Annotated in this window: 17 protein-coding genes; 9 read left to right on the top strand and 8 right to left on the bottom strand. The window is 35.8% G+C overall.

The annotated features are described in order from the left end of the window. Window positions 1–15: 15 nt before the first annotated feature. From IP023_RS01435 to IP023_RS01425, 3 genes are read right to left on the bottom strand one after another with little or no spacing between them, the layout of a single operon-like run. Window positions 16–1,212, bottom strand: coding sequence for an AI-2E family transporter (locus IP023_RS01435; RefSeq protein WP_241788467.1), 1,197 nt, complete (start codon window positions 1,210–1,212; stop codon window positions 16–18). Between the two features lie 10 nt (window positions 1,213–1,222). Further along, complete coding sequence (locus IP023_RS01430; RefSeq protein WP_241788466.1) at window positions 1,223–2,404, bottom strand: MFS transporter; 1,182 nt, start codon at window positions 2,402–2,404, stop codon at window positions 1,223–1,225. A gap of 4 nt (window positions 2,405–2,408) precedes the next feature. Next, the gene (locus IP023_RS01425; protein ID WP_241788465.1) at window positions 2,409–3,161 is read right to left on the bottom strand and encodes a TrmH family RNA methyltransferase; all 753 of its coding nucleotides are present in this window, start codon (window positions 3,159–3,161) and stop codon (window positions 2,409–2,411) included. Between the two features lie 6 nt (window positions 3,162–3,167). Here IP023_RS01425 and tamL point away from each other — a divergent pair, with 6 nt between their 5' ends. Further along, the gene (gene tamL, locus IP023_RS01420; RefSeq protein ID WP_241788464.1) at window positions 3,168–5,516 is read left to right on the top strand and encodes a translocation and assembly module lipoprotein TamL; all 2,349 of its coding nucleotides are present in this window, start codon (window positions 3,168–3,170) and stop codon (window positions 5,514–5,516) included. On the opposite strand, the gene IP023_RS01415 is transcribed toward tamL, so the two are convergent. Then, window positions 5,513–6,049, bottom strand: coding sequence for a hypothetical protein (locus IP023_RS01415; RefSeq protein ID WP_241788463.1), 537 nt, complete (start codon window positions 6,047–6,049; stop codon window positions 5,513–5,515). The genes tamL and IP023_RS01415 overlap by 4 nt on opposite strands. Window positions 6,050–6,180: 131 nt before the next feature. Here IP023_RS01415 and IP023_RS01410 point away from each other — a divergent pair, with 131 nt between their 5' ends. Further along, window positions 6,181–6,438, top strand: coding sequence for a hypothetical protein (locus IP023_RS01410; protein WP_241788462.1), 258 nt, complete (start codon window positions 6,181–6,183; stop codon window positions 6,436–6,438). A 117-nt stretch (window positions 6,439–6,555) separates the two neighbouring features. On the opposite strand, the gene IP023_RS01405 is transcribed toward IP023_RS01410, so the two are convergent. Together IP023_RS01405 and IP023_RS01400 are read right to left on the bottom strand one after the other, a co-directional pair. Further along, window positions 6,556–6,738 (bottom strand): hypothetical protein, encoded by a 183-nt coding sequence (locus tag IP023_RS01405; RefSeq protein ID WP_241788461.1) that lies wholly within the window; start codon window positions 6,736–6,738, stop codon window positions 6,556–6,558. 78 nt (window positions 6,739–6,816) lie between these two features. Next, entirely contained in the window at window positions 6,817–8,442 is a 1,626-nt protein-coding gene (locus IP023_RS01400) for a S8 family peptidase (RefSeq protein WP_241788460.1), read from the bottom strand. Between the two features lie 215 nt (window positions 8,443–8,657). Here IP023_RS01400 and IP023_RS01395 point away from each other — a divergent pair, with 215 nt between their 5' ends. Beyond that, window positions 8,658–10,736 carry a S9 family peptidase gene (locus IP023_RS01395; protein ID WP_241788459.1) on the top strand — a complete coding sequence of 693 codons (2,079 nt, stop codon included), beginning with the start codon at window positions 8,658–8,660 and terminating at the stop codon, window positions 10,734–10,736. Then, window positions 10,736–11,305 (top strand): YceI family protein, encoded by a 570-nt coding sequence (locus IP023_RS01390; protein WP_241788458.1) that lies wholly within the window; start codon window positions 10,736–10,738, stop codon window positions 11,303–11,305. Before IP023_RS01395 ends, IP023_RS01390 begins: the two co-directional genes overlap by 1 nt. A 90-nt stretch (window positions 11,306–11,395) precedes the next feature. Here IP023_RS01390 and IP023_RS01385 read toward each other — a convergent pair whose 3' ends face one another. After that, window positions 11,396–11,569 (bottom strand): hypothetical protein, encoded by a 174-nt coding sequence (locus tag IP023_RS01385; RefSeq protein ID WP_241788457.1) that lies wholly within the window; start codon window positions 11,567–11,569, stop codon window positions 11,396–11,398. Window positions 11,570–12,192: 623 nt separating this feature from the next. Between IP023_RS01385 and IP023_RS01380 the strand changes: the two genes are divergently transcribed. From IP023_RS01380 to IP023_RS01365, 4 genes are all read left to right on the top strand, one after another. Continuing rightward, complete coding sequence (locus IP023_RS01380) at window positions 12,193–12,909, top strand: GNAT family N-acetyltransferase (protein WP_241788456.1); 717 nt, start codon at window positions 12,193–12,195, stop codon at window positions 12,907–12,909. A 61-nt stretch (window positions 12,910–12,970) separates the two neighbouring features. Continuing rightward, window positions 12,971–14,158, top strand: a complete 1,188-nt coding sequence (gene argG / locus IP023_RS01375) for an argininosuccinate synthase (protein ID WP_241788455.1) — start codon at window positions 12,971–12,973, stop codon at window positions 14,156–14,158. Window positions 14,159–14,235: 77 nt separating this feature from the next. Further along, a complete protein-coding gene (argC, locus tag IP023_RS01370; RefSeq protein ID WP_241788454.1) occupies window positions 14,236–15,255 on the top strand; it encodes an N-acetyl-gamma-glutamyl-phosphate reductase in 1,020 nt (339 codons plus the stop codon). A gap of 149 nt (window positions 15,256–15,404) precedes the next feature. After that, the gene (locus IP023_RS01365) at window positions 15,405–16,679 is read left to right on the top strand and encodes a DUF3472 domain-containing protein (protein ID WP_241788453.1); all 1,275 of its coding nucleotides are present in this window, start codon (window positions 15,405–15,407) and stop codon (window positions 16,677–16,679) included. A gap of 76 nt (window positions 16,680–16,755) precedes the next feature. Here the strand turns inward: IP023_RS01365 and IP023_RS01360 are convergent, their stop codons facing one another. After that, window positions 16,756–19,305 carry an ATP-dependent Clp protease ATP-binding subunit gene (locus tag IP023_RS01360; RefSeq protein ID WP_241788452.1) on the bottom strand — a complete coding sequence of 850 codons (2,550 nt, stop codon included), beginning with the start codon at window positions 19,303–19,305 and terminating at the stop codon, window positions 16,756–16,758. A 252-nt stretch (window positions 19,306–19,557) separates the two neighbouring features. On the opposite strand from IP023_RS01360, the gene ettA reads away from it, so the two are divergent. Further along, window positions 19,558–21,240 carry an energy-dependent translational throttle protein EttA gene (gene ettA, locus IP023_RS01355; protein ID WP_241788451.1) on the top strand — a complete coding sequence of 561 codons (1,683 nt, stop codon included), beginning with the start codon at window positions 19,558–19,560 and terminating at the stop codon, window positions 21,238–21,240. Window positions 21,241–21,246 lie beyond the last annotated feature (6 nt).

The raw sequence follows: 21,246 nt of genomic DNA, 5'->3' as shown, positions 1-21,246 counted from the left end.
CTTCTCACGACAGATCTATTCTTTTTCGCTAACATCGGATTTTTTAGGCTCTTCTGTATTGTTCTGTGTAGTAGGTGTTTTCATGGATCGTTTATTTTTTCGTACAATACCCCATTTTATAAGTAATGCTTGTTTTGAATTGTATTTTAAATGCTCCTTTTCGGGTTCACCTATTAAAAAACCATATGCTTCAGTAGAAGGGATAGCATCAAAGATAACTTTTAATGTAGCAGTCAAAGGTAAGGCGAGGATCAAACCGCCAAGGCCAAATAGCATTCCGCCCACGAGGATCGCTATAATGGCAATCAAGGGGTTCATACTAACCTTACTGCCGACAATATTAGGTGTGATGAGATTGCCTTCTAGAAATTGGACAACTTGAAACCAAGCAATAACGCCAATAGCATACCATGCATTGTCTTTGACAGCTAGTGCAAATAACGCAGGTAATATAGAACCAATGGTGATGCCAATATAAGGTAACAACATCAATAAAGAAGCTAGAGAACCAAAGAACCATGCATAGTCAATTCCTAAGGCCATTAACCCAACAGTATTAAGGAGGGCTACGATGCCCATCACCGTAATTAAGCCCATCAAGTAGCTTTGTATTACTTGATATATTTTATTTAATGTATCATTTACTTTGGCCTGTGGACTAGATTTAAATGCTTTAAAGAAAAATTCCCTAAAAAAGTCTCTATAATAAAGCATAAAGAAGCTATAAAGAGGGACTAATAATGAATTAGCTAGGAGATTACCTATAGAACCAAAGGTGCTTGTTATGATTCCGCCAGCATTTTCTAATGAACTATTACCTTGTTCTTTTAATTTTTTTAATACCTCATTGCGTCCTATTCCAAATTGTTTATCTATCCATTGCTCCCCCACTTCAAGTACAGATAGTACTTTTTTCGTAATCGCAGTAGCATCTTGGCCTATTATAATGCTTTGATGGACAATAAACCATATCACAGCAGAAATAATAGTAATGGCTACAGTGACGGCAAGTAAAGCAGAAGCTGCCTTGCCGATCCTTAGTCGTTCCAATAATTGGGCTAATGGAAATAATGAAATCGAAATAATAGCTGCAAAAAGTATCGGTAATAATATGCTTTGCGAATAATAAACAATTGCCAATATGAGAATAATCGCAAATAAGCGTGCCGATAGCTGTATAGAATATGGTATTTTTGAAAATTCTTTTTCCATAGATAATGCTTTAGTAGTTTGCTTTAGCCTTCTTTTTATCCCAATAAAATATATAAAATATAGCAATAAAAATTACGGCTGTATTTCCATACATAATATAGGGAATACGATAGATGAAATCATTGTATAGATACCCTGCAAATAGCGCGCCACTACCTATACCTATTTCTAAAGCTATATACATCGTCGCTACCGCTCTACCTCGATATTGTGGTAGTGATAAATCGATAGTCCATGCATTTAGTGCAGGGGATAATATTCCGGTACCAATCCCATACGTACAGGCGCCAATAATCAAGCCTTGTATACTGTTGCCCCAACCGATCAAGGCTAAGGATAAGCTTATAATAAAAAGACCAACGAGCATGACTTTGATACGTCCGTGCTTGTCTGCTAATTTGCCCGAAACAAAGCGTATACAAATCGAAGCTATCGTATAAGCAGCGAAAAATAAGCCTTTATTTTGTATACCGAGGTGTTCACTCCAATCAGGTATCAAGGTAAGGATAACACCATAGGCAGAATAAGAAAATAATGTCACTATGCCAGCAGGGATAGCCCTTTTTTCTATAATTTCTGTACGATTGATACGTAGCATACTGACATCAAATTTACGCTTTGTCATCAATGTCTCCTTCATATTTAAGACTATAATAATAGATAAAAAAGCAAATAAGGATGACGTATAAAACATTGTGTTGATGTCGAAATGAAAGGCTATATAACTGCCTATAGCAGGGCCAACAGCACCACCAATACTAAAACATAAGCCATGCATACCCAAAGCTTCACCCCAACGGTTAGAAGGGATAATATCGGCGACGTAGGCAGAGGTAGCTGTAGGCTTGAATCCTGTAGAAAACCCATGGATAAGGCGTAAAAAAAAGAACCCGGAAAGAGTGGTTAATATAGGGTATAAAAAACCACATAGCACACATACTATTGATCCTATAGCCATCACGGGGACACGGCCCCATTGGTCGGTTAGTTTACCACTAAAAGGTCGTGAAATTCCTGCGGTAAGTGTAAACAGGGCGATAATAAGTCCTTTATGCTCTGCACCACCTAATGTGGTTAGGTAGTTCGGAAGCTCCGGAATTATCATATTGAAACTCGCAGAAAACAATAAAGAGCTTAGACACAATAATATAAACTGAAAGGTATATATTGATTTTTCTACTTTAACTTCCATTAACTTACTTATCTAATTTTTGTCTTGCTATTTCGGAGCAAAATATGGTAGCAGCTACAGCAACATTTAATGATTCAGCAGCACCAATTCTTGGGATAGTTACGGCTTGATTGATCTTTGGAATTAATTCTTTGCGAATACCATTCCCTTCATTGCCCATTATGATTAATCCGGCATTTGTGAAATCAGTTTCATAAATTGATTGACCATCTAGCAATGCGCCAAATGTAGGTAATGATGTCGTGTCGATGAGTTCTTCAATGTCCAAATAGTCTATTTGAACACGCGCAAGTGAACCCATAGTGGCTTGTACTACCTTGGGGTTGTAGGCATCTACAGTGCCAATAGAACAAATAATATGTTTGATACCAAACCATTCTGCAGTACGAATGATCGTGCCTAGATTGCCAGGGTCTTGGATATCATCTAAGATTAAACTGTGCTTGTCAGCTAATAAAGAATGGTCAAATTCAGGCTGAGTAGGTATCTCTACAAGTGCCAGTGCGCCCTGTGGGGTTTTTAGACTTGTTATCTTTGAAAATTCTGTTTCTGTTATTTCTTCATGCTTTATAATCTGCGGTAATTTCCCCAACTTTGCAGCAGCTTGAGCCGTAGAAAATATTTTTTGTACTTTGTACGATGAATTTACAAATTCAAGAACAGATTTGATCCCTTCAACAATAAAAAGACCATGTTGTAAACGGAATTTTTTCTGTTGTAATGAGTTGATATGACTGATTTGAGCTTTTGACAACATTGATAAATGACTACTAGAGGAAGAACTATTTTATTTTATGCAAGTATAGCATTTTTGTTGCTAATATTCGAGTCCTGTCGTTCTGCAAGATTTGTTGAAGCCGATCAAGCGCTAGTTACACATATTGATATGACAGCTATTCCATTGGCGCTAAAGGAACAGTCTTCCTCGTATATATCAAATGAAATTAGACCCAATTCAGCGCTTAATCTAACGATTTATAATATTTTTAATACTAAAGGCGGACGCTATAAAAAGGAAAAGATCCGATCAGTCGGTGAACCACCGCATATTTTAGATACTTCATTAGTAGAGCTTTCAGCCAATCAAATAGAGCGTTTTTTGCATACTAAGGGATATTTTAATGCCACAGTTGTTCCTGAATTAACAATACGAAATAAAAGAGCAAAAATAGATTTTGTAGCCAATATGGGCGATCCTTTTTTCTATAATAACATTTCGTATCAAATCCAAGATTCTGCAATACGTGATATTTACAACAAAGAAGTATACCCAACTTCATTATTAAAAAAAGATAAGCAGTATGATCGTGCTAAATTGACAGCGGAAAGAGAGAAGTTGTATTTAGCAGCTAAAGATCAAGGCTATTATAAATTTTTAAGACAATATACCCGTATCGGTGTAGATACTAATGTAGTAGGCAATAATGCTGATCTGATATTCTCTGTGGTTAATCCTGATGAGGGTAAGCACCAGGTGTATAAAATAAATAATGTAAGTGTAAATATTCATCCTCATGACAATAGAGTAGTCTCCACAAATAGCTATCGGGATTCGACTACTAAAATCGAATTTCGTGACAATACCTCATTGTTTCGACTGAAGCCTATTTCTCGATATATGTATTTACGCGCTGGGCAGTTATACAGTTTGGCAAATGAAAATCTATCTTATGATAGGCTATATGAGATGAATGGTTTTCGAAGTGTGAAAATCAATTATACCGAAGTGGACAGTAATTTGTTGGATGTTACCTACGATTTGATTCCGCGCGCACGTATGTCAAACCAAGTAGAAGGGGAGTTTACTTTTAGCTCCGGGATGAGTGGATTTAATATTGGTAATACATTTTCGCATCGTAATGTTTTTGGTGGTGCCGAAGTGGTAGAGGTTAAGATGAGATATGGCGTGTTATTTGACCCAAGACTACCTGGTAGTTTATCCCAAAAAATATTTAACAATGATTTTCAAGTAGGTGTAAACTTAATAGTGCCACGTTTGATGTTGCCTTTTTCCAATCATAGTTCGGCACGCTATGGATTGCCAAGGACTACTTTCTCTTCGAGTTTGCAGTTGTTTAATCAAGACGCTACCTATTCTAACAAATATTTTATTAATACCCTCAATTACTCTTGGTGGCAGACGCCTTTCTTACAGCATAGTTATACGCCATTGGTTTTAGAGTATAGGCAAGGCAAATTTGATGAAGCATTCAAGCAAAATCTTATTGATGAAGGATATCGCTTGTATGTAGAGTCAAATAATAGAGAATATTTCGGTTTAGGATCACAGTATTCTGTTACCTGGAATGCCCCAAAATTACAATCATTAGAGAATTTTACATTTATACGCGGGACAGTGGATGTCAGTGGAAATACATTGGGCGTATTGAGCCATCTCTTCAATTTCAAAACAAATGCTGATAATCAAAAAACGTTATTAAAAGTTCCTTATTTACAATATGTAAAAGGGGAGGTGGATTATCGTTTGTATAGATATCTAGGAGGTAATAGACAGTTTGTATTCCGATTTAATGGTGGTTTGGCTGTTCCTTATGGCAATAACTCCGAATTATTGATCTTTGAAAAAAGCTTCTTTGCAGGTGGAATGAATGGTATTAGAGCTTGGCAAGCACGAACATTGGGGCCAGGTAATTATAATAGAAGTAGTATACAATCTGAACAGTTGCGTTTAAATTTACGTAATCTAGATCAATTGGGAGAGATTAAATTGGAGACCAATGTAGAGTATAGATTCCGCATGGTTAATAACTTTTTGGGCGCAAAATTGAATGGAGCTACCTTTGTAGATATGGGAAATATATGGCGATTGAGGGATAATCCCTTAAATCAAAATGGTGCTTTAGAATTCAATAAATTCTTTTCACAGATTGCCATTGGAACAGGATTTGGGCTGCGTTTTGATATGGATTATTTTACCATGCGACTAGATGCAGGATTGAAATTAAAAGACCCGCAGTTTAGTGGCAAGGACCAATGGGTCATTAAGCATTTCTTTGATGCCAAAGAATTTAAGGATGCTTATTATGATAGTCACAAGCCTGATAGATATAATTTTATTCAGTACAATTTTGGAATTGGATTGCCTTTTTAAATTATTTTTTTTACTATCTCATAAGCACTTTCTAGAATATGTCCTACAGACAATCCTTTACTGAAAGAAAAATATCCATATACAATAGCCAATACCACAAAGGTACTTAACAATCGCTTGAATGTGTATGCTATTAATAAAAGTATGGCAGGGATAATAATCAGTAGTAATCCATTGATTTTGATCGGTGTAATTTCAGTATCTTTTTTGTATAAAAAGTAAAGCTTACCTGTTGATTTGTCTTGATTTTTGTGCTTAAAATATACAAATGTAGAACCTTCGATAGGATGGATAGGCGTAGCTACACCGCCGTGAAAGGCTAAATTTTGCTCGAAACCGTTGATTGTAAATTTATAAGTGCCATTAATATGTTCTTTGGCTTGATCTAACGAATCCGTCGCTATTATAGCAATTTTGCTATTGGAAGTTAAGCTTTCTTTTATTTCGAAATTGTTGATTTGAAAATCTGCTTCTTGCCCAAAAGCAAATGAAGAATATATTAATGTGATGATTACTAATAGTGTCGCTTTCATATGTAATTTGGCACAATGATAATAAAATAATTAGGAGTAGACTAAAATCTATAGTTTTAAAATGTAAAAAATTTTTAAAATGTAGATATACTTTGTACATTTGTTGAAGAAAAATATAGCAATTAATTAACATGGAAAATAGAGCAGCAGATAGACAACCAAAAACTACTGATAACAACGCAAACGAAACGCATTATTATGTGACTTTGACGGTTGCTATCGTAATCGGTTTAATCGGTGTATTTATTAGATTTGTACCAGATGAGGTTACAGCATTAAACCAATATACTTTATTGTTTTCTACAATAGCTAATGTTGCTATTTTAGTAGCATCTTTCATTGCTTTCAAGACTGTTTTTGGAATCTTAGGTTTCGGAAGCAAAAAGTAATTTCTCTAAAAATATTTAATATCCTATTTAAATATAAAGGAGCTATCCAGTTGGATGGCTCTTTTTTTATGAATATAAAAAAAGGTCTTCTAAATTTTGAAGACCTTTTTTTCGTTATTACTTATTGTATGACTTTGAATATTGAAGTATATTATCTATAGTTTTTTGACTGGGCTCTTTGGCTAAGCTTTGTACACTAAGTTTGATTTTTTCTTCAAACTGTTTGTCAACTATTGTTATTCCTTCATTTAAATCACTTTTATAAGCATTTTCGTCAACTGGAGTAAAGTTTTCTACCATAAGCAATCTTTATTTTATATTAGCTTTTAATTAGTTAACGAAAAATAAAAATTATTATTATAGATATTTAACATTTTTTTATTTTTTATTAGCTATATATTTATTAGCTTCTACGATCGCGTTATAGGCATTCACTATACCTCCGCTTACCGATATTTCATCTAAATATACCTTTTTTGTAGATCCTTCTTTTTTGATTTTCACTTTCTTATCTACTTTAGTTACTGAATTGAGTATGATGTCTTTCACCTCTTTGGCAGTTAGCTCAGGATAATACGAACGCAATATTGCAGCTAATCCAGCTACTACAGGTGCGGCCATACTTGTTCCTTGTTGAACTTTATATTCATTTTCTGGCATTGTAGAATAAATTTCTACACCTGGCGCGAATACATCTACAGATTTGTAACCATAGTTAGAAAAATCGGCTAATAATCCATCGTCCAATTTCCATGATGTAGCACCTACAGTAATCCAATTGGGAGCTTCTCCAGTTATGGCGTCATCTTCATCTGTAAAATATTTTGTAGGAAAATTTGGGGTAATATCAATGTCATTGCCGTCATTGCCTGCAGCATGGATTAATAATACATCATTCTCCATAGCATATTTTACCGCTTCATCTACTGTTGCTTTATTATAAACATAGCCTTTCCCAAAGCTCATATTTATTACCTTAGCACCATTGTCTACAGCATAACGTATACCATTAGCTACATCTTTATCTCTTTCATCGCCATTGGGCACTACGCGGATAGACATGATTTTTGCATTGTCAGCGACGCCATTGATACCGATGCCATTATTACGCTTAGCAGCAATGATCCCTGCCACATGTGTACCATGGCTAGCGTCAGGCCCTTTTACATCAGGATTGCCATAATAGCGTTCGGAAGCATCATTATAGTCGTCACCAACGATTACTCTGGAATCATAATCCTTATTTAAGTGATACTTTGTCTGTGCGGTAAAATATTCGGTAGCCTCTATAATATCTTTATAGAAGTCATTGAAACTCGTTTTATCAGCTTCTTTTTTTGCTACACGCAAGGCTAATTTCTCGGAGTCACTATTAGCTTGATAGTCATCTAAATCTTTCTTGGTAATATCTTTTGGTTCTTTAGCTATAGCTTTTATTATTTTATCTACATTTTCTTTAAGCTTCAAATAGTTTAGTTCACCAAATTGTGCCTCTTCCATCTTAGTTGCATAGTCGGCAACCATTTTTTGGTAAGCTACAAATTCTCTTCTTTCCTTAGCAGATAATTTAGTGCTTGGGAGTACCGATTGATATTTAGGTTCAAATAGCGCAATTTGTCTTGTTACCTCAAGATTGTCATAATTGACATTCTCTCCATTGGCATTGCCGATAAAATTCCAACCGTATTTGTCACCTATATAGCCGTTATTATTACCATCTTTACTGCTTTTGGTATTTTCTTTTTCATTAATCCATAAAACATCTTTGAGATCTTCATGGTTGACATCTACACCACCATCAATTACAGCAACTATTACAGGAGTTGATTTTTTGCCTTTTAATAAATCATAAGCTTTTTCAGTGCTTATGCCCATTACTTTATCGGTTTTATAATCTAGATTATACCAGTTGGCAGGGGCTTTATCTCCTGTAGATTGGGAAAATCCGGAGAATGGTAATATACTGATTGCTAGTAAAGCTATTGCTACTTTAGATTTAAACATAGTATGAATTTAATTAACAAATATAAGGTTACTCTACTTTTTGTTGCGTTAAATTTAGCTAAAATTAGCTATGTAACGGTTTATTTGCATAGCTTTATTCTTTAATTAACTAATCATGATCTTAATTCGAATAGACTAGTATGAGAGGGAAAAAGTTTAATTACATGATAATATTAGGCGTAATTGTGTCTTCGTGTGCACAAAAAAGAGAAAAAATGAGCGTAGTATGGCCAGATGCCACTCCTCCAATAGCTGATGTAAAACCTTATACGCGTATCATTCATGGTGATACCGTTGTAGATAATTACTATTGGATGAATGATTATTTTAAAAAAGGTGATGATTCAACAAATGTTATTAAGTATTTAGAGGCAGAGAATGCTTACACTGCAACGATGATGAAAAGTACCGAGCCATTGCAAGCTCGCTTATTTGAAGAGATGAAATCTCGTATCAAAGAAAAAGATGAGTCTGTTCCTTACTTCAAGAATGGTTATTACTATTATAATAAGACGGAGGAGGGGAAGCAGTATTATAAGATATGTCGTAAAAAAGGGGATTTAAATGCTCCTGAAGAGGTGCTATTAGATGTTGATAAGATGGCTGAAGGATTACCTTACTTTGCCTTAGGCGGATATTCTATTAGTCCAGATAACAAATTGATGGCTTATAGTGTAGATACCGTATCACGCCGTGAATATGTGATACAGGTTAGGAATCTGGAAACAGGAGAAATTCTGAAAGATAGAATTTCACGTACTGAAGGTAGTGCGACATGGGCGGCAGATAATAAGACTATTTTTTATACCGCCAAAAATCCGATTACTTTATTGTCTGAAAAAATCAAACGTCATACCTTAGGAACAAGTGAAGATCTTGATGTTACGGTTTACGATGAAAAGGATAATACAAACTATATTGGTGTTGGTAAATCCAAAAATAATAAATATATATTTATTGAATCACAAGGGACTTTAAGTTCTGAAACGCTGTATTTGGACGCTAATGATCCTAATGGTACTTTTAAGGTTTTTCAACCGCGATTGAAAGATGTGTTATATTCTGTCGTTCCTTTAGAAGATAGATTCTTGGTCGTAACCAATGACAACGCACAAAACTTTAAAGTCGTAGAAACACCTTTGAATAAAACGACAAAAGAAAATTGGAAAGAATTTATTCCACACCGTAAAGATGTATTGGTACAAGGGATTGATGAGTTTAAGGATTTCGTAGTTATTTCTGAGCGTAAGAATGGTCTGACGAATCTATCTATTCTTAATTTGAAGGATAAGTCTACCCATGATCTAGATTTTGGTGAGGCCGCATTTACGGTATATCCTTCGGTTAATGAAGAGTATGATACTGATGTGGTACGCTATGGTTATACTTCAATGGTAACACCATCGTCCACTTTTGATTATAATATGAATTCCAAAGAGAAGACTTTATTAAAGCAACAGGAAGTATTGGGTGGATATAACCAAGAGGAATATATTACTGAGCGTACTTTTGCTACCGCTACTGATGGTACCAAAGTGCCAATTTCTTTAGTCTATAAAAAGGGAACCAACAAAGATGGCTCTGCACCATTGTTTTTATATGCTTATGGTTCGTATGGGGCATCGATGGATCCTACATTTAGTACTGCACGGTTAGCGTTGTTGGATAGAGGTTTTGTATATGCTATAGCACATATTCGTGGGGGAGAAGAGATGGGACGCCAATGGTATGAGGATGGTAAAATGATGAAGAAGATTAATACGTTCACCGATTTTATTGATTGTGGCAAATACCTAATCGAAAACAAATACACCAGTCAGGGGCATTTGTACGCCAATGGTGGTAGTGCGGGTGGTTTGTTGATGGGGGCAGTTATTAATATGGCACCTGAGTTGTGGAATGGTGTGATATCGGCAGTGCCATTTGTCGATGTCGTTAATACGATGTTGGATGAAACGATTCCATTGACAACAAACGAATATGACGAGTGGGGCAATCCTAACAATAAGGAGGCCTATGAATATATGAAATCGTACTCTCCGTATGAGAATATTGAGGCTAAGGAGTATCCCAACTTATTGGTTACTACTGGTTTGCATGATAGTCAAGTTCAATATTTTGAACCCGCTAAGTGGGTCGCTAAATTACGTGCTACGAAGAAAGGTGACAATGTGATTTTATTAAAAACTGACATGGACTTTGGTCATGGTGGTGCCTCAGGGCGATTTGATTACCTAAAGGATAAGGCTTTAGAATACGCGTTTATATTAAAATTAGAAGGGATAACAGATTAATGATTAGGAATTTATTGACAGTTTTACTGTTATTTATAGGTACTGTAGTATTCGCACAGAATACAGAACAATTTAAAATTAATACAGCCAAATCAACCGTCAAATGGTCGGGCAAGAAGATTGTAGGTGGTCTTACAGAAGGAACGATTGCTTTAGAGCGTGGTAAGTTAAACTTTAGCAAGCAACAATTGGTATCTGGAGAAATTGTAATGAATACGAAGAGTATTTCATCTGATAAAGCTCCAGCAAAATTAATTCAGCACTTGAAAAATGATGATTTCTTTGCTGTAGATAAGTTCCCTACAGCTTCATTTGTAATAACGAGTGTTTCTGGTAATCTTGTAAAGGGAAAAATGACGATTAAAGGTATTACACATGATTTGTCGTTCCCTGCAGATATTACTTATACGAAAGATGCTGTCATAGCGAAGGCTTTAGAAGTCAAAGTTAATCGTACAAAATATGATGTCACATATAAATCGGGAAGTATATTCTCTGGATTAGGAGATGGCGCTATTGAAGATGATTTTATCCTCCATATTAATTTAATTGGAGAGAAAATCAATTAAAAAAAAAGAGCTTAAGAACAATATATATGCCCCGATAGTTTAATTACTTCTCGGGGTATATTTATAAAGGACTTTTCCGTATATATAATATTATTTTATGTTGTCTGCTTCTTGTTCACGAGCATCTATTTGGTGTTGCTTATAGTTCTCTATAGCATTTTTACTCGCTTTTTGAGATACGTATATAGCAATGACCGCTAAGATGGTAACAATAGAAATACCCCAAACATATTTTTGTTTATCTTGTTTTACTAACCAATACATAACGAAGATGTATGGAATTGCGAAAATTAAATAGAAGATTATGCTTGGTCCTACCATGATATTATTTGTCAATTAAATTATTCGCCAAAATTAGTCTATTTAATAAGATTAACAAAATGAGAATCATTATTATGAGACTTTTGTGATGCTATGTCTTCATTATTAATGCGTATTGGAAGTAGGTCTTCCCAATCAAATACTAACAATTTTAAACATTTCAACGTTTTTTATGTCTTATTAATAGTTTTTCGTAGGTAATGGAATAGTATAATCTATTTTTAAAAAAAACTACACTAAAATTGCATAAAAGAAAAAATAAATTTTATACTTTTGCGCTGTTAGATTTAAGAAAGAAACATTTAAGATTTAAATGAATTACAGAACAGAATATATATATAGCAAAATGCAGACTTTCAATAAGTTTGTTAGTATGCTGTTGTCTGGTCATAATCGTTTAAATTGTCCAATTCTGCGATTTCGACGACCTATTCTGCCTCGAGCTTGATTTCGAGAGGCAGGTTACTTCCACTCACAAAGAATTCATCTAGCTCGATGAATTTCTTAATCATTAGTTATTAGTTTTATCACACGAAAGTGTATTAATTATTAGGTCGACATCTTAGATGACAATTTCAGATTTTTTAATTATTCCTGCTACTGCAAACCACATAGGTTATGCAGAGAACATTTGTAATGAAATGTTTGAGTCCGCCAAAGCGCGCGGAACAGGGATCGCAAGACGTAAACCAGAGTACGTAGCGAAAAAAATGGAGGAAGGTAAAGCCGTTATTGCTTTGCATAAAGACGGTAGATGGGCTGGTTTTTGCTATATCGAAACTTGGGGACACGGTGATTATGTCGCTAACTCGGGGTTGATTGTAAATCCGCACTTTCGTAAAGTAGGATTGGCAAAAGCAATCAAAAAACGCGTCTTTGAGCTTTCACGTGAAAAATACCCTAAGTCGAAAATTTTCGGTTTGACGACAGGCTTAGCGGTCATGAAAATTAACTCCGATTTGGGCTACGAACCAGTTACTTACTCCGAGCTTACCCAAGATGAAGAATTTTGGAAAGGATGCCAAAGTTGTATAAATTTTGATATTCTCGTCAGCAAAGAGCGTAAAAACTGTATGTGTACTGCAATGTTGTGGGATCCTGTAGAAAAGGAACGCGAATTGAAAGAGAAAATTCAGCGTCGTGCGGAGGCTAAAGAGCGTCTGGAACGGATCTCCAAAAAGCAATCTTTGCTAAAACGTATTGAGGCAAAATTGTGGAAGTCTACAAAGAAAATTGTAGCTGCTGTACTTCCTGACGCTGCGAAGACAGTAAAAGAAATTTAATTTGTAAATTTGTTAAGCTTAAAATAAGAGCTCTAAATATTTAATATATAGCATCAAAATAATGAAAAAAGTAGTTTTAGCATTTAGTGGTGGTTTGGATACATCTTTCTGTTGTATTCATTTATCCAAAGATTTAGGTTTAGAAGTACATTCTGTAGTTGTAAATACTGGTGGTTTTTCTGATGAAGAAATTAAAAATATCGAAGCTCGCGCTTACGAATTAGGCGTGAAGTCACATACTACGATTGACGAGACTGAAGACTACTACCGCGATACTATTAAATATTTGATCTTCGGTAACGTATTGAAAAATGCTACTTACCCATTATCCGTTTCTGCGGAACGCGTTGTACAAGCTACAGCAATCGCTAATTATGCTAAGAAGATTGGCGCTCAATGTGTAGCACATGGTTCTACGGGTGCTGGTAATGATCAAGTTCGTTTTGATATGATTTTCAATACCTTGATTCCAGGTGTTGAAATTATTACCCCAATTCGTGACTTGAAATTGTCTCGTGAGGCTGAAATTGATTACTTAGGTAAACATGGTTTCCCTTATAGTGCTGAAAAAGCTAAATATTCTATCAATAAAGGACTTTGGGGTACTTCTGTAGGTGGTGCTGAAACATTGACTTCAAATCAGTATTTGCCAGAGTCAGCATGGCCTACGCCAGCAACTTCTACGGAGCCGCAAACGATTACTATAGATTTCGAAAAAGGTGAGCCTGTGGGTTTAAATGGTGAAAAAATTGGTGCTGTGAAAGTTATTCAACAGTTGCAAGACATCGCACAACCATATGGTATCGGCCGTGATATCCACGTTGGAGATACGATCATCGGTATCAAAGGTCGTGTAGGTTTTGAGGCTGCAGGCCCAATTATTTTGGTAAAAGCACACCATACTTTAGAGAAACATACATTAACAAAATGGCAATTGTCATGGAAAGACCAGATCGCTGCTTTCTATGGTAACTGGATGCATGAAGGTCAAATGCATGACCCTGTAATGCGTGATATTGAAGCATTCTTGACGTCCGCTCAAGAGATGGTTACGGGACGTGTTATTGTTGAATTGCACCCATACAGATTTGTAGTAGTAGGTGTTGAGTCAGAACACGATTTGATGAATAATAAATTCGGTAGCTACGGTGAGATGAACGAAGGATATACAGGAGATGATGTAAAAGGATTCTCTAAAATCTTTGGTAATCAAACTAACATTTGGCATAAAGTAAACAATAAAGGCTAATTTGTAGTTTTAATATATAACTTAAACGTCATTTTGAATTCCTCAAAATGACGTTTTTTATAAACCTTAAAAATATTATGAGCAAGATTAAAGTAGGAATAGTTGGTTCAGCAGGGTATACAGGTGGTGAATTGCTGCGTGTACTCATCTATCATCCCAATGTGGAGATTGTATTTGCTAATTCGGCCTCCAATGCAGGCAATAAGTTATACGATGTACATAACGATTTGTTTGGTGACACAGATTTAGAGTTTTCATCCGATTTTCATTCTAATATTGATGTTTTATTTTTGTGTGTTGGTCATGGTGATGCGCGCAAGTTTTTGGATGCTAATCCTGTAGATCCTTCCGTAAAAATTATTGATTTATCACAAGATTATCGTTTACGTGCTAATACAGCATATCAAGGGAAACAATTCGTATATGGATTACCGGAGCTGAATCGTGAAGCTATCAAATCCGCGCAGTATATTGCAAATCCAGGATGTTTTGCGACGAATATTCAATTGGCATTATTGCCTTTAGCATCCAAAGGATTGTTGCCAAATCAGATTCATATCAATGCGACAACAGGATCGACGGGCGCAGGGCAAAAGCCTACAGCGACGTCTCACTTCTCATGGCGCAATAATAATCAGTCCGCATATAAGTCTTTTGAGCATCAGCATTTGCAGGAGATTTCAGAGTCATTGGATCAATTGCAATCAGGTTTTCTTCCGACTGAAGGAGGTTCTCTATTAGAAAGAGCTGCTGAGAAAATTAACTTTATTCCCCAACGTGGTGATTTTACGCGAGGTATATTTTCAGCGATTTATGTTGATACTGACTTGACAGAAGATGAAGCTTATGATTTGTATACTACATTTTATGCTTCGCATCCGTTTACTACTGTATCTAAAGCCAATATTGATTTAAAACAAGTGGTTAATACTAATAAGTCTATTATTCATTTGGAGAAGCACGGAAGCAAATTGTTGATTCTTAATGCTACAGATAATTTATTAAAAGGTGCTTCGGGCCAAGCAGTTCAAAATATGAACTTGATGTTTGGGTTGGAAGAGAGAACCGGGCTTAATTTGAAATCTGTAGGTTTTTAACGGATAATATATAAATATTGTAAATCCAATTTCGTAAGAAATTGGATTTTTTCGTTAGTAACAAATCTGTGGGGCAATCGTTTGCTTCATGAGTTTGCTATAGATCTCTATTTTATTTCTATTACATTTGATACTTAAACTGTTATTTTATGAAAAGATTATTTTATTTATATGTATTTACCGCATTATGTCTAATGCATATTTCAGTAGGATACGCTGCTGATTCTAACCCTGAAAAAATATATACTATACCACTCATAGGCAATGCTTTTGAAATTGGTCATACTGCAGGCAGGTCCACAATAGGAAAGGATTTTGCAACGATCTCTGAACGTACAAAAAATAGTACTAATGTCTATTTTAAAGTACTAGGTCATGGTACTTTGACAGTAAGTGTAAAAGGTAGATCCTCAAATGGGGCTAGTGTAAAGGTTGGTTTTATGAATCAAACCAAGGTTGTTAATTTTACCAAGACTACGGAAACTTTACCTTTGGGTGATTTCGACATTAAATCTGCAGGCTATTACCATGTGGATCTAACAGCTGTAGCTGGTAGTGCTGAGATTACGGATATCGTTGTTTCGGGGACTGCTGTAGAAGCTGGTATTATCTATTCGAATGATCCAAGCTATTATTATTGGGCTAGAAGAGGACCATCATGTCATTTAGGCTATACTGTACCTACTAAATCTGATATTACTTACTATTATAATGAAGTATTAGTACCAGAAGGAGAGGATCAAATAGGTTCATATTTTATGGCTAATGGCTTTGGAGAAGGATATTTTGGGATACAAGTAAATTCATCTACCGAAAGACGTATATTATTCTCGGTATGGAGTCCTTTCCATACAGACGATCCGAAAGCGATTCCTGATGATGAGAAAATACATTTATTGAAAAAAGGTACAGATGTACATACTGGTGAGTTTGGTAATGAAGGCTCGGGTGGGCAGAGTTACTTACGCTATAATTGGAAAGCTGGTCAATCGTATAAATTTTTGTTAAAAGGTAAGCCTGATGGCAATGGTAGTACTATTTATACCGCTTGGTTTTTGGCTCCTGAAATGAAAACGTGGAAATTGATCGCTAGTTTTAAAAGGCCGAAGACCAATACGTATTTGACAAGATTTCATAGTTTCTTAGAAAATTTTAACCCCAATCAAGGCTATTTGACACGCCAAGTGAACTTTAATAATCAATGGGTTTATGATGGGGCATGGAAAAAAGTAGAAAGTGCTAAACTAACTGTTGATGCTACATATAATGCCAATCAGCGTGTAGATGCTACTGGTGGGACTACGTCGACAGGATATTTCCTAAAGATGGGTGGTTTCTTTAATGAGGTTGAAAAACCGGGTACTGTGTTTACTTTTAATAATACAAAGAAAGCACCAAAGGTTAATTTTTCTAAGTTGCCATAAAAGTTAAATTTTATATCAATAAAAAGAGGCTGTCTCAAAATGGACAGCCTCTTTTTTATTGATATAAAGAATGAAATTATTTCTCTTTTTCGTCACTTACATCCGTAGAAACAGAATCTTCAGATGCTGCAGGGCTTTCACCTTTAACGATAATTTCCTTTTTCTCTTCATCTAAATCTATTGTAATAATATCTTTAGATTTCAATTCACCTTTTAAGATTTCTTCAGCAATAGGATCTTCAAGGTATTTTTGGATAGAACGTTTAAGTGGACGTGCTCCAAAATTAGTGTCAAAACCTTTTTCAGCGATATAGTTTTTGGCTTTATCTGTCAATGTAATAGAATGACCTAAAGCTTCAATACGTCCAAACAAAGATTTTAATTCGATATCGATGATTTTGAAAATATTCTCTTTCGTTAATGAATTGAAAACAATGACATCGTCAATACGGTTTAAAAATTCAGGTGCAAAGGCACGTTTCAAGGCAGTCTCGATGACGCCTCTAGAATGTGACTCTGTTTGATTCTCTTTAGCCGTCGTTGTGAAACCAACTCCCTGACCAAATTCTTTCAACTGGCGAACACCAATATTTGATGTCATAATGATGATTGTATTTCTAAAATCTACTTTACGACCCAATGAATCTGTCAACTGTCCTTCCTCTAATACTTGTAACAGTAGATTGAATACATCTGGATGGGCTTTTTCAATTTCATCCAATAGAACTACAGAATATGGCTTGCGACGTACTTTTTCCGTCAATTGACCACCTTCTTCATAACCTACATATCCTGGAGGCGCTCCTACTAAACGTGATACCGCAAATTTTTCCATATATTCACTCATATCCACTTGGATCAATGAATCCTCTGAATGGAACATGAAACGTGCTAATTCCTTAGCCAATTCGGTCTTACCAACACCGGTAGGTCCTAAGAAAATAAAGGAACCAATTGGTTTTTTAGGATCTTTAAGGCCTGCACGGGTACGTTGAATAGCTTTCACTAATTTGCCTACAGCGTCGTCCTGTCCAATGATACGTCCTTTCATCGCATCTCCCATATTCAATAGTTTTTGACTATCTGTTTGGTTTACGCGTTGGATAGGTATACCTGTCATCATGGATACTACTTCGGCAACATTATCCGCTGTTACCGTATAACGTTTAGATTTAGTCTCTGTTTCCCACGCTGTTTTTTCCCTATCGAGTTCTTCTAATAGCTTTTTCTCTGTGTCACGAAGTTTTGCTGCTTCCTCATATTTTTGGGAACGAACAACTTTGTTTTTCTCTAATTTTACTTCTTCAATTTTCTCTTCGATTTCGATGATCGTTTGAGGAACATGAATATTAGTTAAGTGTACACGTGAGCCGGCTTCATCCAAAGCATCGATCGCTTTATCTGGTAAGAATCGATCCGTTATATATCTTGTAGTTAATGTTACACAAGCCTCTAGTGCTTCAGGAGTATAATTAACATTATGGTGTTCTTCGTATTTATCTTTTATACGATTTAATATTTCCAATGTTTCATCATGTGAAGCTGGTTCAATGATTACCTTTTGGAAACGACGATCTAATGCACCATCTTTTTCAATAAATTGACGGTACTCATCTAATGTTGTAGCACCAATACATTGTATTTCACCTCGTGCCAATGCTGGTTTGAACATATTGGAAGCATCTAAAGAACCTGAAGCTCCTCCAGCACCAACAATGGTGTGAATCTCATCAATGAATAGAATCACATCAGGTGATTTCTCTAATTCATTCATGACAGCTTTCATACGTTCTTCAAACTGTCCACGGTATTTTGTGCCTGCTACTAATGAAGCTAGATCTAATGTAACGACACGCTTGTTGAAGAGTACACGTGAAACTTTACGCTGAACAATACGCAAGGCTAAACCTTCCGCTATAGCAGATTTACCAACACCAGGCTCTCCGATTAAAATAGGGTTGTTTTTCTTGCGACGTGATAATATCTGAGAAACACGCTCAATTTCTTTTTCGCGCCCTACGATAGGGTCTAATTTTCCATCTTCAGCAGCACGTGTAAGATCACGCCCAAAATTATCCAAAACAGGAGTTTTTGATTTAATATCTGAAACCTTCTTTGGAGCTGAAAAATTGTCTTCTTCAGCATAATCGTCATCAGAAGCTGGCGATCCACCCACGTCCCCCGTAATACCTGTCTTACTCTGTTCTACTTCATTTTTGAAGAGATCATAAGAGATGTTATATTGTTGTAATATCTGCGAAGCAATATTATCTTCATCACGAAGGATTGCAAGTAAAAGATGCTCTGTGCCGATGATATCACTTTTAAAAATTTTCGCCTCTAAATAGGTGATCTTTAATACTTTTTCAGCTTGTTTAGTAAGAGGAACGGATCCTACAGGTGATCGAGACACTGAAGAGCCTTTTACAGCATCCTCAATAGATTGTCTGATTGCACTGGTATCTATATTTAAATTTCTAAGAATTTTTATTGCCACACCATCACCTTCTCTAATAAGCCCAAGTAATAAGTGTTCTGTCCCTATATAGTCGTGACGAAGTCGTAATGCTTCTTCTCTACTGTAGGAGATAACGTCTTTTACTCTTGGTGAGAATTTTGCTTCCATGTAATTACCTTTCTTTAAATTAAAATATGACGGATGATATAAATGTATGAAATAAATAATTATCCCGTCTTATATTTTACTATTATTTATCAACAATCAAGCCATATCTATTATTCGTCAAATTGACAGTTGAAATTACAATTTACTGTAAAGGAATTACCTTTTGTTGTCTTCAATAGCTTTTTATTTAGGCTTCTAATTGATATATTTGTTAACATATATAAATAAGTATTAATTGTTAGCCGACACAATATGTCAGACGAAAAAATAATCTTTTCAATGGCGGGAGTAAATAAAATTTACCCCCCTCAAAAACAAGTTTTAAAAAATATTTACCTTTCTTTCTTTTACGGTGCGAAAATAGGTGTGATAGGATTGAATGGATCTGGTAAATCTTCCTTGTTGAAGATTATCGCCGGATTAGATAAATCATTTCAAGGTGAAGTGGTGTTCTCTCCTGGGTACTCAGTAGGATATTTGGCGCAAGAGCCTATTTTGGATCCCGAAAAGACAGTCAAAGAGATTGTAGAAGAAGGTGTCGCAGAAATCACGGCTATCTTGAAAGAGTATGAAGAGATAAATGAAAAATTTGGCTTACCTGAGGTGTATGAAAACGCTGATGAGATGGACAAGTTGTTGGCTCGTCAAGGTGAACTACAAGATAAAATAGATGCAACAAATGCTTGGGAATTAGATTCTAAATTGGAAAGAGCAATGGATGCTTTACGCTGTCCAGAGCCGGATGCTTTGATTGCCAATTTGTCAGGAGGTGAGCGTCGCCGCGTAGCGATGTGTCGCTTGTTACTGCAAGAACCTGATGTGTTATTATTGGATGAACCTACCAACCACTTGGATGCGGAGTCAATAGACTGGTTAGAGCAACATTTGCAACAATATAAAGGTACCGTTATCGCCGTTACCCACGATAGATATTTCTTAGACAATGTGGCAGGCTGGATCTTAGAATTAGATAGAGGTGAAGGTATTCCATGGAAAGGAAATTACTCTTCTTGGTTGGATCAAAAAGCAAAACGTCTAGCACAAGAAGAAAAGCAAGAGACAAAGCGTCAAAAAACTTTAGAGCGTGAGTTGGAATGGGTGCGCATGGCTCCTAAAGCACGTCACGCTAAATCTAAAGCTCGTCTGCACAACTACGAGAAATTAGCTTCGGAAGAAACTAAAGAAAGAGAAGATAACTTAGAATTATTTATTCCGCCAGGACCGCGTTTAGGAAATGTCGTTATTGAGGCGGAAAATATATCTAAAGCATATGGAGATCGTATTTTATTCGAAAATTTAAGCTTCTCTCTACCTCCAGCAGGTATTGTAGGTATCATCGGTCCCAATGGTGTCGGCAAGACTACTTTGTTTCGTTTGATTACGGGCCAAGAGCAACCTGATACAGGATCTTTCCGTGTAGGTGAGACTGTGGTATTGGGTTATGTAGATCAGATGCATGATGATTTGGATCCTGAGAAATCTGTATGGGAAAATATCACAGGCGGTAATGATAATTTGATCTTAGGAAATAAGACTATCAATTCTAGAGCCTATGTTTCTAAATTTAATTTCAATGGTGGTGATCAGCAGAAAAAAGTTGGTGTATTGTCTGGTGGTGAGCGCAACCGTGTTCATCTTGCTATTACCTTGAAAAAAGCATCCAATGTATTATTATTAGATGAGCCTACCAATGATATAGATGTTAATACATTGCGTGCCTTGGAAGAAGGGGTAGAGAATTTCGGCGGTTGTGCTGTTATTATTTCCCACGATAGATGGTTCTTAGATCGTATTTGTACACATATCTTAGCTTTTGAAGGTGATTCTCAAGTGTATTTCTTTGAAGGTAACTATTCCGAATATGAAGAAAACCGTAAAAAGAGATTAGGCGACGTCGGTCCTAAACGTGTGAAATATAAAAAACTTGTTAAGTAGTTATTT

The organism is Sphingobacterium rhinopitheci (assembly GCF_022627575.1).
Taxonomy (GTDB): domain Bacteria; phylum Bacteroidota; class Bacteroidia; order Sphingobacteriales; family Sphingobacteriaceae; genus Sphingobacterium; species Sphingobacterium rhinopitheci.
Note: the sequence above shows the minus strand (reverse complement) of the source record. Positions and strands in the feature narration are given on the sequence as shown.

What these genes read in the sequence shown, in the direction of transcription:
- IP023_RS01385 (WP_241788457.1), bottom strand. Translation starts at nt 11,569, where the DNA reads ATGTATTGGTTAGTAAAACAAGATAAACAAAAATATGTTTGGGGTATT.
- argG (WP_241788455.1), top strand. Translation starts at nt 12,971, where the DNA reads ATGAAAAAAGTAGTTTTAGCATTTAGTGGTGGTTTGGATACATCTTTC.
- IP023_RS01410 (WP_241788462.1), top strand. Translation starts at nt 6,181, where the DNA reads ATGGAAAATAGAGCAGCAGATAGACAACCAAAAACTACTGATAACAAC.
- IP023_RS01425 (WP_241788465.1), bottom strand. Translation starts at nt 3,161, where the DNA reads ATGTTGTCAAAAGCTCAAATCAGTCATATCAACTCATTACAACAGAAA.
- IP023_RS01390 (WP_241788458.1), top strand. Translation starts at nt 10,736, where the DNA reads ATGATTAGGAATTTATTGACAGTTTTACTGTTATTTATAGGTACTGTA.
- ettA (WP_241788451.1), top strand. Translation starts at nt 19,558, where the DNA reads ATGTCAGACGAAAAAATAATCTTTTCAATGGCGGGAGTAAATAAAATT.
- IP023_RS01360 (WP_241788452.1), bottom strand. Translation starts at nt 19,305, where the DNA reads ATGGAAGCAAAATTCTCACCAAGAGTAAAAGACGTTATCTCCTACAGT.
- IP023_RS01365 (WP_241788453.1), top strand. Translation starts at nt 15,405, where the DNA reads ATGAAAAGATTATTTTATTTATATGTATTTACCGCATTATGTCTAATG.
- IP023_RS01415 (WP_241788463.1), bottom strand. Translation starts at nt 6,049, where the DNA reads ATGAAAGCGACACTATTAGTAATCATCACATTAATATATTCTTCATTT.
- IP023_RS01405 (WP_241788461.1), bottom strand. Translation starts at nt 6,738, where the DNA reads ATGGTAGAAAACTTTACTCCAGTTGACGAAAATGCTTATAAAAGTGAT.
- IP023_RS01430 (WP_241788466.1), bottom strand. Translation starts at nt 2,404, where the DNA reads ATGGAAGTTAAAGTAGAAAAATCAATATATACCTTTCAGTTTATATTA.
- argC (WP_241788454.1), top strand. Translation starts at nt 14,236, where the DNA reads ATGAGCAAGATTAAAGTAGGAATAGTTGGTTCAGCAGGGTATACAGGT.
- tamL (WP_241788464.1), top strand. Translation starts at nt 3,168, where the DNA reads ATGACTACTAGAGGAAGAACTATTTTATTTTATGCAAGTATAGCATTT.
- IP023_RS01400 (WP_241788460.1), bottom strand. Translation starts at nt 8,442, where the DNA reads ATGTTTAAATCTAAAGTAGCAATAGCTTTACTAGCAATCAGTATATTA.
- IP023_RS01380 (WP_241788456.1), top strand. Translation starts at nt 12,193, where the DNA reads ATGACAATTTCAGATTTTTTAATTATTCCTGCTACTGCAAACCACATA.
- IP023_RS01435 (WP_241788467.1), bottom strand. Translation starts at nt 1,212, where the DNA reads ATGGAAAAAGAATTTTCAAAAATACCATATTCTATACAGCTATCGGCA.
- IP023_RS01395 (WP_241788459.1), top strand. Translation starts at nt 8,658, where the DNA reads ATGAGCGTAGTATGGCCAGATGCCACTCCTCCAATAGCTGATGTAAAA.